Here is a 14,231-nt window from a genome sequence, read left to right as displayed (position 1 = left end):
AACGGTCACAGCAGGGATGCCACCCGATCGAGGCGGGCCAACCAGAAGGCGGTCGCGGCGGGCCCGGCGGCGAACTCGTCGAAGTTGTCGGGATCGGGCGCCCTGGCCGGCACAGGGAGCATGCCGTCGACGGGGATGAATCCGGTCGAACTCACGTCACCGATCAGCAGACTTGCGGTCCCCAGCCCACAGGCGTGGTCGAGCACCGGAAGCGCTCCGGCGAGGGCCAGGCCGGCGGCCAGTCCGACCGCGCTGTCCACCGCGGAGGACACCACGATCGGCAGGCGGGTCATCTCGGCGATTCGCAGAGCACGGCGCACACCTCCGAGGGGAGCGACCTTCACCACGGCCAGGTCGGCCGCGCCGGCGAGTTTGACACGCATCGGATCCTCCGCGCGGCGGATCGACTCGTCCGCCGCGATCGGGACGTCCACCCGCCGCCGTACGGCGGCCAGATCCTCGATCGTCGCGCACGGCTGCTCGACGTACTCCAGTCCCCCGGCGGCCCGGTCCAACAGTGGAATCGCCTGCAGCGCTTCATCGACCGTCCAACCGGCGTTGGCATCGATCCGAATCTTCCCGGTCGCTCCCAGCGCGTCCCGCACGGCGGCCAGTCGCTCGGCGTCAGCGGCCAGGGAGTTGGCGATACCCAGGCCGGCCACGCCGCCGTCCAGACCGCCCACCTTGACCTTCGCGGTCCGGCATCCAGAGGCACGGACCAGCTCGCCGGCCCGTCCGGGGCTCACCACCGCAATGGTCGTGTTCACTTCGATACTCCCGCGAACCATTGCGGGCCAGGTATTTTCGGCGGTGTCCAGAGCCGCTTCCAGCCACGGAAGGGCGGCCGCGTCGTCGTAGTCGTTGAAGGGTGCGAACTCGGACCAGCCGGCCGGACCCTGCAGGAGCACGCCCTCGCGGACGGTGATTCCGCGAAACCGGTCGTGCAGCGGAATCGCGAACACCTTCGCGGTGGCAAGGACGGCGGCGAGCTGATCAGAGGTCACGGAGTCGATCCTGCTCTCACCGTGCAGCGACGGACAGAACCGGGTCGAATCGGATCGCCGGTGCTGCGCCGGGGGCCGCGAACGACAACAACTTCCGGCCCTGGGCCTCGACGGCAGATCGCTCCCGCTGGGTGATCACCCGGCGACCGACCGGCGGGAGTGGCCGGATCGCCAACGTCGCCAGATCTCTGCCCCTCTCGATGGTCCACAACGCGCGGACGAACCCGTCGATCAGCACCGACGCATGGACGATGCCGTTGCTGCTGAAGATCAACGGACGATGCTCAGGGACGAAGATCCGCGAGCGGTCGTGGTGGGCCAGCAGGATCTGGTCGAAATCGGGCAGGAATCTGACCGGGGCGGGAGTGTTCGCGGGTGGACGTAGTGCGTCCGGGACGTCGAACAACTCCGACCCGTTCTCGTCCGCGAACACCGCCAGGCTGGGCTTCAATTCTTTAAAAACACCGGTGAGCCCGGTGATCCCGGACCAGGCCTGCGCGTCCCGCACCGTTGCGGGGCCATAGGCGGCCAGGTATCGCCGCACCATCTGCGCGACATCCGGTTCGGCCTGGGGTCGGCCGATCCATGACTCCGCACTGATGGTGCGGGACTGCCCAACCCCGCCCCACAGCCCGCGGGGCGGCACCTGCACCAGCGGCACTCCCGCCCGGGCGGCGATCGACAGGGCGGTGACATCCACTTCCGGCCAGCGGGATTGCAGAGCGGTTCCGATCTCGTTGCCGGTCAACGGCCGTTCCTCGACCAGGCTTCTGGCCAGGACGGCCAGCTCGGCGAGATCGACCGTGGCCAGGGCCTTGCCGAAGGGGCTGTTCGGCGTCAAGCCACGACTGACGGCCGGCTGGACGACGGGTCTCAGGGCCAGCGCATCCTCCGCCGAGACCAGATGGACCGTCGAGCGCATCAACGCGATGCGTACCACCCGCCGATCCAGGAACAGCTGGGACAGTTCGAGCGGGTCGAAGTCGGCCAACCTGGTCCACAGCCCGAAGTAGGGCGGAGTCGGGAGCTGGGCCTGCATCCCGACGAGGTGCTCGATCGCCGGCAGAGGGCTCATCGTATTGCGCTCCAACAACATCTGCCTGGCCAGCAGCGCGCGATTCAGCTCCCGCCGACCGAGCACCTGCACCGTCATGAGCCCTCCTGCACATCGGTGCTCCCGTACCCATGGGCGCCCGGCCAGTTTTCCACGGGCAGCGGGGTGTCGCGGGTGTCGTAGGTGTGCCCGGTCGGCGTCTGCCATCTCGTGGTGTGCGGCCCGGTCCGGGTAGACCGATGCCCCGCATGGGTTTTCGCCCGATGGTCACCACGACATTTCGGACCCAGATTGCACGCTGCCGTCGGCCCATGAGGCACTGGCACCAGATGATCCAGATCGCACCGCGGCACCGGCACCGTGCACACCGGATTGCCGCACACACCCTCCCGCATTCGCACCGCCACTCCCAGCTTCCGCGATGGGAACCGACCCAACTCCGTTACCGACAACAAGTCGCCACCGGCATCGGTGAGCAACTGGTAGAACAACGTCCCCGGCTGCCCGGCCAGCTCCCGGATGGTCTCCGCGGGCACCAAAGCCGACCGATCCGCCAACTGACCCGGCGCATCGGAATACCCGAACAACGACTGCACCGACACCACCACACCGATCGTGATTCGCGGCAACGGGCGACTCTCCTGTCCCCCGGGACACGGCGTCACCACCGCCCGACCCGGGCGATCCGGATCGGGGGGCCCATTGGCGCGCACCGACCCCACCCCCGCTGACTCGACTGCTGGAGGATCGGCCGTCGACCCGTCACCCCGATCCGGCCGGAAGGCCGACGGCGGCAGATCAAAATCCGCATCCGGATCCCAGGGCCGACCCTCGGCCCCGCCCGGCGGATCAGCTCCTGCTGCAGAAGATTCAACGTCGTCCAACCGCGCGGCCGGGTCGTCCGCACCGGTGTCGTCGTCCTTGAGGATGTAGTCGTCGAAGGCGGTGTCGTCGTCGTCCTGCCAGGTCACATGACAGCCATTACCGGCGCGCCCTAACAACAAGTCCACCAACGCATCCGCCCGACGCTGCATCACCGTCCGCTCATCATCAGGATCGGCCAGCCCTGCGAACGCGTTCAACAGGGTGGAAGACCAGCCCGTGCCACAGGACCGCCTGGAACCCCTCGACGACGCCGGTGCGCAGCTTGGCCACGGTGTCCACCACGATGCAGACATCGGCCAGCTGGGCGGTGACACCGTCGCTCTTCCCGACGATGCCGTAGATCTTGGCTCCCACCCGCTTGGCGTGCTCGACGGCCAGCACGATGTTCATCGAGATGTTGTGCTCGCGATTCCCGCCGCCGACCGAGAAGACCAGCATCGCGTCGCGATCGCCGATCCGCGAAGTGGTCAGCCAAGCGTCGAAGGTGCTCTCCCACCCGTCGTCGTTGACCCGCGCCGTCAACTCCGACACGTTGTCGGTCGGCGTGTAGGACTCCAGGTGACAGATCTTGCGGAAGTCGTTGACCGCATGGGACGCGTGCCCCGCCCCACCGCCGACCCCGATGATGAACAGCCGTCCGCCGCCTTCGCGCACCCCGGCCAGGCCGCGGGCCATCGACTCGAGCTGTTCGGGCTCCAGCGATCTGGCCACCCGGATCACCTCTTCGAGGTACTCCACCGAGGGAGAGGCGGTCGCCGGCGTCGTCGTCATGGACCGAGACAGTATCCGAAGGCGTGAACCGCAGGTTCGATCCCCCGATCACCCCGGCGATGGCTGCACGGGCAGCTCGACCGAGAAGCAGGCCCCGCCTTCCGGGGCCGGGCCGGCGGTGACGGTCCCGCCCAGCCGGGTGACCAGGCTGTGCGCAAGCGCCAGCCCGAGCCCGGCACCACCGGGTCGACGGCCCCGGTACCTCTCGTGCAACACCCCCTGCTCGAAGGCGACCGCGTAGTCCTGCGCGGTCAGACCCGGGCCACCGTCGCGTACCTGGAGCACCACCGACCCGCCGACCGACAGGGCCAGCACCAGCGGCCGACCGGGTGCCAGCAGCCGAAGAGCGTTCTCCGCCAGGCCGTCCAGCACCTGGCGCAGCCGGCGGGCGTCGGTCACCACGACCACCGGACCGGAGGGGACCTGCACCAGCAGCTGCACCGAACGTTGATCGCACCGAATCTGCCACACGGAGGCCATCTCCCGGATCAGGGCGGTCAGATCACACGGCGCTAGTTCCAGTCGGAAGGAGTCGGCCCCCAGGCGGGCCAGATCCAGCAGGTCGTAGACCAGCCGCTCCAGCCGGGCGCTCTCGGCGCGGATCATCCGCCCGACCTGGGGGACCTCCGGGCCGGGCACGATGCCGTCGCTCAGCGCCTCGGCCTGCCCGCCGATCGCGGCCAGGGGCGTCCGCAGTTCGTGCGAGACCGACGTCAGGAACTCGCGCTGCCGGGACTCGCTGTGCTGCAACGCATCGGCCAGTTCGTTCACCGCGATCGCGACGTCGGCGACCTCCGAGGGCCCGGCCACCGGAGCTCGGGTCTGCCGCGACCCGGCACCCATCGCCCGCGCCGTCTCCGCCGTGCGCCGGAGCGGTCTGGTCACCAGACGCGCGATCACCAGCCCACCGATCACCGCGGCCAGCAGACCGATCGCCAGTGCGAGCAGCACCCTTCGCTGCAAGGTCCTCTGGGTGCCGGCGCCGATGTCGGCGGACGCGACCAGCGCGAACGCCCGGCCGTTGACCGAGCGCGCCTCCAGCAACACGGTGCGGCCGTTCACCTGCAGCGTCCTTGACATCGACTGGCCGTCCGTCAGGGCCGCGACCCCCGCAGCGGTGGCCTGCCTGACGGCCTGCGCGTCCGACCCGTCGATCTTCCCGTTCCTGTTCTCGGTCACCACCGAGATGCCCTGCTGCTTGAACACCTGGGCCAGTTTGGCGAGACCGATCCGATAGCCCGGATCCTCGCCGGACATCTGCTGGTCGATCACGTTGGCCTGGTTCGACAGGTACGTGCGCGTGACGTCGACCGCCGTGTTGCGGATCATCGCGGCGCCGACCACCCCGGCGATGATCGCCACCGCCACCGCCACCGACACCACCAGCATCGTGATCCGCAGCGCCAGCGAGGTCCGGCGGATCGGTGGTTCTCCGGCGGTCGTGGCCGGCAGCGGGGCCGTCCCGACGTCCTCGGAAGCAGGGCCCTGATCAGCTTCCCTCGACCGCATAGCCGACCCCCCGCACGGTCCGGATCGGGCTGGCGTCACCGAGTTTGGACCGCAACGCCGCGATGTGCACGTCGACCGTCCGCAGCCCGGAAGCAGCGGCGTAGCCCCACACCGAACTCAGCAGGCTCTGCCGGTCGAAGACCCGCTCCGGATGCTTCATCAGGTGGATCAGGAGGTCGAATTCCGTTGCCGTGAGGGCGATCTCCTGCGAATCGACCCAGACCCGACGCTGCGCGGTATCCGCCCGCAGCCGCCCCGCGACCAGCACCGGCGAACCACCGACCGCGGCGGCACCCGCCCGCCGCAGCACGGTCCGCACCCGGGCCACCAGCTCCCGCGGATTGAAGGGCTTGACCAGGTAGTCGTCACCACCGAGTTCCAGGCCCAGGATCCGATCGACGTCCTCGTCCCGTGCGGTGACGAACAGGACCGGTGTCCAGTCGCCGGCGGCCCGCATCTGCTGGCACACGGTGAGTCCGTCGATGTCCGGGAGCCCGATGTCCATCACCACCGCGACGGGACGGTCACGCCGGATGATCGCCTGGGCGTCCCGGCCGAGACCTGTGGTCTGCACGGAGAATCCGGCCGCCACCAGATACCGCCGGATGACGTCGGCGATCGTGCTCTCGTCCTCGACCACCAGCACCAGGCCGCGGGCCGGCGAGGCCCCGGTGGACTGGTCCATGTCGACGTCCTTCCTGTTCTGCGCGCCCGGTCGGACCATGCCCATCCTGCCCGACGGGGAGCAGGAGGAGACCGATCGAATCCGACGATCCGCCCTCGGTGATCGAAAGGGATCAACGCCAGGTTCGGATCCGGTGAAGATTCGCGCCCCCGTAGGGTGGAAGGTGTGGAAGGACTGGCCCGGACGGTCGAACTGCTCGAGGTGCCGACCGGCCCGGCGCTGCTGGGACTCCTCCCCCGGCTCGCCGACGCGCTGGCGGGGATCGGCCCGGCGTTGGCTCCGGTGGCGGCCGGTGACCAGGCCCAGATCGCTTTGCTGACCAAGGCTTTCGGTATCGGCCATCGCCTGGCCGACGAGGAGGACGACCCGGCCGACCCGACGGTGATCGTCATCGCGACGTCCGGATCGACCGGCACACCCAAGGGCACCCTGCTGGCCAGATCCGCGCTGGCCGCGTCGGCGGCCGCCACCCAGGAGCGGCTCGGGCCGCCCGGCAGTTGGCTCCTGGCCCTGCCAGCGCAGCACATCGCCGGCCTGCAGGTGCTGCTGCGATCCATCGCGGCCGGCACCGACCCCTACCTGCTGGACACCGGCGAGCCGTTCACCCCGCGCCGCTTCCGGCAGGCCACCGACCGACTTCCGGACGGGCCGCGCTACCTCTCGCTGGTCCCGACGCAACTGCACCGGATCCTCGCCGAGGAGAGTGCGACCGCTGCGCTGAGAACCTTCGACCGGGTGCTGGTCGGCGGATCGGCCACCCCCGCAGCCCTGCTGGTCCGGGCCCGGCAGGCCGGAATCCCCGTGGTCACCACCTACGGGATGAGCGAGACCTGCGGTGGCTGCGTCTACGACGGCGTCCCGCTCGACGGGGTGACCGCCGAGCTGGACGACACCGGCCGCGTGCATCTCACGGGTCCGATGATCGGCCGCGGCTACCGCAACCTGCCCGCGCACCCCGCGTTCCCGGCCCACGCTGACCACGCTGACCACAGCCCGCGCACCTTCCGTAGCTTCCGCACCGACGATCTCGGGGAGTGGCGGGACGGACGGCTCCAGATCCTCGGCCGGGTCGACGACGTCATCATCACGGGCGGACTCAAGGTCGTTCCGTCTGCGCTCGAAGAGGCGATCGCAACCCTGCCGTCGGTCGCACACGTCGTCGTGGTGGGACTGCCTGATCCGGAGTGGGGCCGCCGACTGGTCGCCGTCGCGGTCGCGACCGACCCTCTGCAGCCGCCGACCCTGAGGGAGATCCAGCAGGCCACCGCCGCCGCCGGCATCGCCACCACCCCCAGGGCCCTGGCCGTGGTCGACGAGATCCCGTCAAGAGGCCCCGGAAAGCCGGACCGGACCGCCGCGACCGCACTCGCCGCAGCTCAGGTGGCGCGGACGCCACCGCTCCCCACGTAGGGTTCGTGCACGTGGCAACAGCAACCCAGTGGCTCTCGGCATCGCGCCCACGCACCCTACCGGCGGCGATCGCACCCGTCCTGGTCGGATCAGGAGCTGGTTTCGCAGTCGGTCATCTCATCTGGTGGAAGGCGTTGCTGGCGCTCGTCGTCTCGCTGGCGCTCCAGGTCGGCGTCAACTTCGCGAACGACTACTCCGACGGCATCCGCGGCACCGACGAGGTCAGGGTCGGCCCGATGCGGCTGGTCGGCTCCGGCGCCGCCGCGCCCGGTCAGGTCAAGCTCGCGGCCTTCGCCTGCTTCGGACTCGCCGGACTCGCCGGTCTGGCGCTGGCCGCGGTGACGACCTGGTGGCTGTTGCCGTTCGGTGTCGCCGCCGTGGCCGCCGCCTGGTTCTACACCGGCGGTCCGAAGCCTTATGGCTACGCCGGTTTCGGCGAGATCTTCGTCTTCGTCTTCTTCGGGTTGCTCGCGGTCCTGGGCACCATGTACGTCAACAGCGGACGCATCACGGCCACGTCGGTGGCGGCCGCGATCGGCATCGGCCTGCTCGCGTGCGCCCTCCTGATGATCAACAACCTGCGCGACGTCGCCACCGACACGGTCTCCGGCAAGCGCACCCTGGCCGTTCTGCTGGGCGATCGACTGGCCCGTTCGGTGCTGGTGCTGACCATCGCCGGTGCGTACCTGGCCGTCGTCGTCATCGGGATCCGGCATCCGTGGTGCCTTCTCGGCCTGCTCAGCGCCCCGCTGGCCGTAGTACCGATCCGTCAGGTCCTGGGTGGGGACAAGGGCCCGACCCTGATCAGGGCGCTGGGGGCGATCGGCCGGCTGGAATTCGTCTATGCCGTGCTGATCACCATCGGCCTGGCCCTCGGGCGATAGCCCACCGCAGCCCGGGCAGGCAGCCCGCCGGGCATCGGTGCGTGCACAAACGCCGGGCACGGTGGACGATGTCGGATATGTACATCGCCGGTACCTACGAGTCGTCGATCTCCGTCGACGAGCCGTCGAGCCTGGTGGTGGCCCTCTACCTGCGCGAAGTCATCGGGATATCGGAGCTGACGGCGCCCGAGATCCCGCTCCTGGATCCGCCGTCGTCGATCTGGCCGGCCTGGGCCCGCCGGCCGTACGACGGCCTGACGACGCTGCCGGATCCGTTCACCGGGCTGCTCGACCGCGAGCAGACGACCAAGGAATGGGCTCGCTGGTGGCGGCGCGCGATCACCGCCGGCCCGGAAGCCGGTGACGACCTGAGGCCGCCGCGGTTCAGCGCCTTCTCGGCGACCCCGTCGCTGCGGACCCTGCTGCAGCTCTTCCACGAGCGGGCCGCGCTGTGGGCCGAGGCGATCTCCACCGATCCGCTGGTCAAACGCGCCCATTCGGTGCCGCGCGAGGGACTGGAGGAGCTCGCCCGCGAGGCGGCGCTCAGGTGGCGGTCGCCACCGTTCCGGCTGCGGCTGACCGTCATACCGGTGCAGACCGAGCATGCCTGGCTGCTGGCTCCCGATCACATCCTGCTGACCAGGCACCTGATCGCCGACCGCGACAACGTGCTGGAGTGGCTGCGGTCCCGGATCCTGGCCCTGACCTGACCTGACCTGACCTGACCTGTGAGAGGGTCGATCGGTGATCTTCACGCCCGGCATCGAGTTGCCGTTCGCCGGGCATCCGAATCTCGGAAGTGCGCACGCCTGGCTGGAGGCGGGCGGACGACCCAAGGGCGACGACATCATCTTCCAGTGCGGGATCGGCCTGGTGACGGTGGCGCGGAGGCCGGATCTGACGTCGGGAGCCGGCCTGGCGTTCGCCGCGCCCGTCCCCCTGCGCCGGGGACCGGTGGATCCGGAGCTGGTCGGCCGGGTGGCCGAGTCGCTGGGCCTTTCCGACACGGACATCGTCGCCGCCGAGTGGGTGGACAACGGCCCCGGCTGGTTGGCGGTCCTGCTCGGGTCGGCCGAGCAGGTGCTGGCGGTGGAGCCCGTTGCGGCGCTGATCGGTGATCTGAAGATCGGGGTCGTCGGACCCGCAACCGACGGCGGTCCCACCCAGTTCCAGGTCCGGGCCTTCTTCGGCCAGGGCGGCACCGTCGACGAGGATCCGGTGACCGGCAGCCTCAATGCCGGTCTGGGCCAGTGGCTGATCGAATCCGGTCGCGCGCCCTCCTCCTACATCGCCGGTCAGGGTGCGCGTCTGGGGCGTGACGGCCGGGTGCACATCGAGCGGGTCGGCGGTCAGGTGTGGGTGGCCGGGCACAGCGTGACGTGCATCAGCGGATCGGTCGTCCTCTGATCGGCGTGCGGTGAACCGGATCCCGCGGTCGAGGGCCGGGACCGCCGCGCTGCACCTGCGTCGAGCGCGGCCGCCGGAGCCGTCAGGTCAGCGTCCGGACCATTCGCCGCTGGCGAGGAACGTCCGTACCGATTCCAGCGGACCGGTCAGGTCCCACCCCTGCGCCGCGACCCAGTCGTCGTCGTAGTAGGTGTTGGCGTAGCGCTCGCCGCCGTCGCACAGCAACGCGACGATCGAGCCGCGGCGGCCGGCGCGCACCATCTGGTCGAGCAGCCCGAAAGCGGCCCAGAGATTGGTGCCGGTCGAAGGGCCGACCTTCCGGCCGAGCACCTCCTGGACGCCGCGCATCGCCGCCACCGAGCAGGCGTCGGGTACCGACACCATGCGGTCGATGACCTGCCCGACGAAGGACGGCTCGACGCGGGGACGCCCGATGCCCTCGATCCGGGACCCCGGCGCACGGTGCAGCGGATCCGAGTCGCACCAGGCCTGGAAGAACGCTGAGTTCTCCGGGTCGGGCACGCAGATGCGGGTCCTGTGTCCGCGATAGCGTACGAAACGGCCGATCGTCGCGCTCGTACCGCCGGTACCGGCCGCGATGACGATCCACTCCGGGATCGGGTGCTCCTCCAGGCTCATCTGGGCGAAGATCGATTCCGCGATGTTGTTGTTGCCGCGCCAGTCGGTGGCGCGTTCGGCGTGCGTGAACTGATCCATGTAGTGCCCCCCGGTGGCATCGGCCAACTGACGGGAGACGTCGTAGATTGTGGTCGGGTCAGCGATCAGGTGACAGATTCCGCCCCGTTGCTCGATCAGCTGGATCTTCTCGACCGAGGTGGTGGCCGGCATGACAGCCACGAACGGCAGCCCGATCAGCCGGGCGAAGTACGCCTCCGACACGGCAGTCGAGCCAGACGAGCTCTCGATCACCGTGGTGCCCTCGCCGAGCCACCCGTTGCACAGGGCGTAGAGGAACAGCGAGCGGGCCAGACGGTGCTTCAGCGAGCCGGTGACGTGGGTCGACTCGTCCTTGAGGTAGAGCTCGACGCCCAGCCCGGTGGGCAGCGGGAAACGGATCAGGTGGGTATCGGCACTGCGCATCGCGTCGGCCTCGATCCGCCGCACTGCGCTCGCGGTCCAGGCCCTGGCCAGCGGATCGGACCGGTCGGAGGTCCTGGTCGCCGGCTCCACCTCCGTCATCGAAGATCGTCGCCGCTCCGAGGGTCGGCACTTCGCGGGCCGGGGGCAGGGTCACCGCTGCGAGGGTCACCGTTCAGTGCGCTGCGCAACCGCTCCCGTTCGGCCCGACGGGTGGCGTTCGAGTGCGCCAGCGCCTCGTTGACCCGCCCGCGTACGCGCCCGAAGAGCAGCCAGGACAGCGGGAGGGCCAGCAGCACGGCGAAGAGAAGCGCGAGGATCAACGGCACGGCCAGCAACAACAGCACACCGACCAGCACCACCAACATGCCCAGGCGCAGCAGCGTGTAGATGGCCAGCCACTTGGCCAGGGCCGGCGGCCGATCACCACCGGCCGGCGACGACTGCGGATCCGGCGGGGATCCGGGCCCCGGTACCGCCGTCTCCGGCGCTGCCGAGGAATTCGGCATCGACTCGTCGGTCTGCTCTGCTCGATCTCCGGTGCTGTCCACCAGTCGAGGATAGGCGCGGTGGGAGCTCAGTCGCCGTCGAGGCCGACGCGGTCGACCACCGAACCAGGGCGACCCTCGAACCGGGTGGCCAGCACGACGGTGGTCCTGGTCCTGGCCACGCCGTCGATGCCGCGGAGCCGGCCGAGGCAGGTGTGGAGCTCGTCGACGCTGGAGACCCGCAGGGTCACCAGGAACGCGTCGTCCCCGGCCACGGAGTAGCAGGTCTCGACCTCCGGCATCTGCTCGAGCGCGGCGGCGATCACCTCGTCGCGACCGTTCTCACCCGGTGCGATACCCACCAGTGCGGTCACCCCGACCCCTATCGCACTGGGTGTCACGATGGCGCGGTAGGCCGAGATGACACCGGCGGACTCGAGTTTGCCGACCCGTTCGTGCACCGCGGAGGAGGAAAGCCCCACCAGACGGGCCAGTTCCGCATAGCTGGCCCGGCCGTCCGTACGGAGAGCATCGATCAGCTGCCGATCCACCAGGTCCATCCAAGCCTCCAGCAGTCGTCGGCGGTCGGCGCCGTTCGGCGCTCGTCAGCACTCGTCTGAGGTCGTCGGCGCGACGGGTTCCGCGGTCAGCACTCACCGTAGCCGTTGATCATCCGCGACTGCGTCGGAATGACGGGGGATCCCTCCGAACGTTCGTTCACGGCTGCCGGTAGTGGGAGCACTGCTCGCGGTGTCGTGATTCATTTGTTACCTGAATGCCAGGAGTCGGTACTCGATGCCACTGCATCGACTCGGACAGCGACCAGATCTGCGTTGTCTGCGTGGTTTCAACGAGGATCTTGCCCCTGTCGGCCGATTGTCCGGGGAGTTTTCACCCATTCAGGCCAAGAGGGAAGGAAAGGTACTTTCCAGACATTACGAACTAAGACCCCACAGCTGGCGGCCGAAAAACTCGAACGAAACGCCTGAATGGGGCACAATGGGCAGACGCCAATCCGGGCGTACGAGGCCAGTCGGGGCCTGCAAGGGAAAGGGCACACGTAGCCATGGAGAAGACAGAACGCTTGCTGACACCGGGCGAGGTCGCGCTGATGTTCCGCGTCGATCCCAAAACCGTCACGCGTTGGGCATCCGCCGGTCGCATCGGTTCGATTCGCACCCCCGGTGGACATCGCCGGTTCCGTGAGTCGGAGGTCAGTGTGTTGCTGGCCGACCTGACGGTGGAGGCAGCACGCCACACGGCGTGATCGCTGGCCGTCTCGATCAGAACATCACACCGGAACACCCCCATCCGCGACCACCACACCGTCGCGGGTGGGGGTGTTCTGTGTATCCCCCGATCCGCACGTGAGACCTCCGGGCAAACGGAGCGATCGGGGCCAGGTATGCGTACTGTGGGACACAAGAACAAGGAGGTGCCGGATGTACATGCTGATCGCAATTGCCGTGACCGTTCTGGTCATCGCGTTGGCCTGGCGTGGAATCGGTGCCGGGACTTCGGGTGAAGAGTCCAACCAGACACCACAGGCGCGGCCGAGTCGGCCGCCCAGGCCCCGGATGCGCACCACCGCGCCGGACGACGACCCGGAGTTCCTCCGCGAGATCGATCGCAAGCTCCGTGGCGAGGACAAGAGCAACTAGTAGCGGTATCGATGGCTCGCACCCCGCGGGACTACTGGAAGCCCCGCTTGACGCAGCACCCGGACACATGAAGAGGCCGCCGGCTGAACAGCCGGCGGCCTCTTCGTATGTTCGGGTGAATCTACGTCCGGGTGGGTCGATGTCCGGGTGGGGACGGTCAGTTCAGGCCGGCGTAGGAATGCAGCCCCGACACCACGATGTTGATGAAGAACAGGTTGAACACCACCGAGACGAAGCCCAGCACCGAGATCCAGGCTGCTCGGGATCCACGCCAGCCGGCGGTCGCCCGGGCGTGCAGGTAGGCCGCGTAGAACACCCAGGTCACGAAGGCGCAGGTCTCCTTGGGATCCCAGCCCCAGTACCGTCCCCACGCCACCTCGGCCCACATGGCGCCGGCGATGACGGCGAAGGTGAACACCGGGAACGCCACGATGGCCGTGCGGTAGGCGACGCGATCCAGGGTGGCCAGGGACGGCAGGGATGCGAGTCTGGACCGGTCCGCGACCATGGACTGCGGTACGAACCCGGCCGTCTCGCCCGGACGCGCGAAGTCTTCCGACTGCCCGGCGTTCCGTTCGGATTCGGTCGCCCACGCCTTCTCGGCGACCAGCTTGCGCTCGTAGCGGGCGCGCAGCAGGTACATCACGGAGGCGACCCCTGACACCATCAGCACACCGCTGGACAGCGACACGGCCAGCACATGGATCAACAGCCAGTACGAGTGCAGCGCCGGCACGAGGGTCTCGACCTGGGTGTACAGCTTGGTGCCGCCGACGAACATCAGGATGACGACGGGAATCATCACGAAGAAGCCGATCGACCGGCCACGGGTCTTGTAGAGCACGAACAGGAAACCGGCGACGGCAGCGGCACAGAAGAGCGAGGTGAACTCGTACATGTTGCCCCACGGGGCACGGCCGGCGGCCAGACCACGGGTGACGATCGAGAACACCTGGGCGATGAAGCCGATGGTCGTGACGATCAGACCCGCGCGCCCGAACGACGCCGCCATCGGCCTGCGTGCGGGTCGGGCCGGCCTGACTATCTGGCCGATACCGCCCTCCGCGGGGCCACTGCCTCTGTCCATCAGCGCGGTGCGACCCTTGCTGGCCGCACGAATCGTCATGCTGACGGCTTCGGCGGCGGTCGGGGCGACACCGCGGGCGGAGGCGAACTCGACACCGAAGCACACCAGGGCCGCGATGTAGCCGGCCATGGCGGCCTGGAACCCGAGGTAGGACACGTTACCGAGCTGGTCGTTGACGGCCATGAGGATCGCACTGCCTTTCGTGGAGCTGAGAATTCAACCTGACCGGCACGTTCACCGCGGAACCCGTGATGCACCGGCACCTCTTCGTCAGGGCAGGCGCCCGGG

General features: G+C 69.0%; 16 protein-coding genes. 6 read left to right on the top strand and 10 right to left on the bottom strand.

The features are described from left to right. Positions 1-5: 5 nt before the first annotated feature. The 6 genes from H7F38_RS09200 to H7F38_RS09175 are packed head-to-tail and all read right to left on the bottom strand — an operon-like array spanning position 6 to position 5,908. Positions 6-1,004 (bottom strand): o-succinylbenzoate synthase, encoded by a 999-nt coding sequence (locus H7F38_RS09200; protein ID WP_187093805.1) that lies wholly within the window; start codon positions 1,002-1,004, stop codon positions 6-8. A gap of 16 nt (positions 1,005-1,020) precedes the next feature. Beyond that, positions 1,021-2,157, bottom strand: a complete 1,137-nt coding sequence (locus tag H7F38_RS09195) for a winged helix DNA-binding domain-containing protein (RefSeq protein WP_187093804.1) — start codon at positions 2,155-2,157, stop codon at positions 1,021-1,023. Beyond that, positions 2,154-3,095 (bottom strand): HNH endonuclease, encoded by a 942-nt coding sequence (locus H7F38_RS09190; protein ID WP_187093803.1) that lies wholly within the window; start codon positions 3,093-3,095, stop codon positions 2,154-2,156. The genes H7F38_RS09195 and H7F38_RS09190 overlap by 4 nt, the downstream gene beginning before the upstream one ends. Positions 3,096-3,108: 13 nt before the next feature. Further along, complete coding sequence (locus tag H7F38_RS09185; protein WP_187093802.1) at positions 3,109-3,714, bottom strand: SIS domain-containing protein; 606 nt, start codon at positions 3,712-3,714, stop codon at positions 3,109-3,111. 48 nt (positions 3,715-3,762) lie between these two features. Continuing rightward, a complete protein-coding gene (locus H7F38_RS09180; RefSeq protein ID WP_187093801.1) occupies positions 3,763-5,223 on the bottom strand; it encodes a HAMP domain-containing sensor histidine kinase in 1,461 nt (486 codons plus the stop codon). Then, positions 5,204-5,908, bottom strand: a complete 705-nt coding sequence (locus tag H7F38_RS09175) for a response regulator transcription factor (protein ID WP_187093800.1) — start codon at positions 5,906-5,908, stop codon at positions 5,204-5,206. The genes H7F38_RS09180 and H7F38_RS09175 overlap by 20 nt, the downstream gene beginning before the upstream one ends. Positions 5,909-6,082: 174 nt before the next feature. Here H7F38_RS09175 and menE point away from each other — a divergent pair, with 174 nt between their 5' ends. From menE to H7F38_RS09155, 4 genes are all read left to right on the top strand, one after another. Further along, complete coding sequence (menE, locus tag H7F38_RS09170; protein ID WP_187094583.1) at positions 6,083-7,318, top strand: o-succinylbenzoate--CoA ligase; 1,236 nt, start codon at positions 6,083-6,085, stop codon at positions 7,316-7,318. Positions 7,319-7,329: 11 nt separating this feature from the next. Beyond that, positions 7,330-8,202, top strand: coding sequence for a 1,4-dihydroxy-2-naphthoate polyprenyltransferase (locus H7F38_RS09165; protein ID WP_187093799.1), 873 nt, complete (start codon positions 7,330-7,332; stop codon positions 8,200-8,202). Positions 8,203-8,270: 68 nt separating this feature from the next. Next, positions 8,271-8,912 carry a hypothetical protein gene (locus H7F38_RS09160; protein WP_187093798.1) on the top strand — a complete coding sequence of 214 codons (642 nt, stop codon included), beginning with the start codon at positions 8,271-8,273 and terminating at the stop codon, positions 8,910-8,912. Between the two features lie 34 nt (positions 8,913-8,946). After that, positions 8,947-9,609, top strand: coding sequence for a PhzF family phenazine biosynthesis protein (locus tag H7F38_RS09155; RefSeq protein ID WP_187093797.1), 663 nt, complete (start codon positions 8,947-8,949; stop codon positions 9,607-9,609). A gap of 87 nt (positions 9,610-9,696) precedes the next feature. On the opposite strand, the gene H7F38_RS09150 is transcribed toward H7F38_RS09155, so the two are convergent. Genes H7F38_RS09150 through H7F38_RS09140 form a run of 3 tightly spaced genes read right to left on the bottom strand, consistent with a single transcriptional unit; the run spans position 9,697 to position 11,755 of the window. Beyond that, entirely contained in the window at positions 9,697-10,809 is a 1,113-nt protein-coding gene (locus tag H7F38_RS09150) for a PLP-dependent cysteine synthase family protein (RefSeq protein WP_187093796.1), read from the bottom strand. Next, entirely contained in the window at positions 10,806-11,258 is a 453-nt protein-coding gene (locus H7F38_RS09145; RefSeq protein ID WP_222618559.1) for a DUF4229 domain-containing protein, read from the bottom strand. Before H7F38_RS09145 ends, H7F38_RS09150 begins: the two co-directional genes overlap by 4 nt. A gap of 26 nt (positions 11,259-11,284) precedes the next feature. Then, a complete protein-coding gene (locus H7F38_RS09140; RefSeq protein ID WP_187093795.1) occupies positions 11,285-11,755 on the bottom strand; it encodes an Lrp/AsnC family transcriptional regulator in 471 nt (156 codons plus the stop codon). A gap of 506 nt (positions 11,756-12,261) precedes the next feature. Between H7F38_RS09140 and H7F38_RS09135 the strand changes: the two genes are divergently transcribed. Beyond that, complete coding sequence (locus H7F38_RS09135) at positions 12,262-12,462, top strand: BldC family transcriptional regulator (RefSeq protein ID WP_187093794.1); 201 nt, start codon at positions 12,262-12,264, stop codon at positions 12,460-12,462. Positions 12,463-12,637: 175 nt separating this feature from the next. Next, positions 12,638-12,856: a hypothetical protein gene (locus H7F38_RS09130; RefSeq protein WP_187093793.1), complete on the top strand. Its 219-nt coding sequence runs from the start codon at positions 12,638-12,640 to the stop codon at positions 12,854-12,856. A gap of 157 nt (positions 12,857-13,013) precedes the next feature. Here the strand turns inward: H7F38_RS09130 and ccsB are convergent, their stop codons facing one another. Next, the gene (gene ccsB, locus H7F38_RS09125; RefSeq protein WP_187093792.1) at positions 13,014-14,126 is read right to left on the bottom strand and encodes a c-type cytochrome biogenesis protein CcsB; all 1,113 of its coding nucleotides are present in this window, start codon (positions 14,124-14,126) and stop codon (positions 13,014-13,016) included. Positions 14,127-14,231: the final 105 nt, after the last annotated feature.

It is taken from the genome of Nakamurella sp. PAMC28650, assembly GCF_014303395.1.
Classification (GTDB): domain Bacteria; phylum Actinomycetota; class Actinomycetes; order Mycobacteriales; family Nakamurellaceae; genus Nakamurella.
The sequence above is the reverse complement of the archived record's forward strand: the minus strand, read 5'-3'. Positions and strand labels throughout refer to the sequence as shown.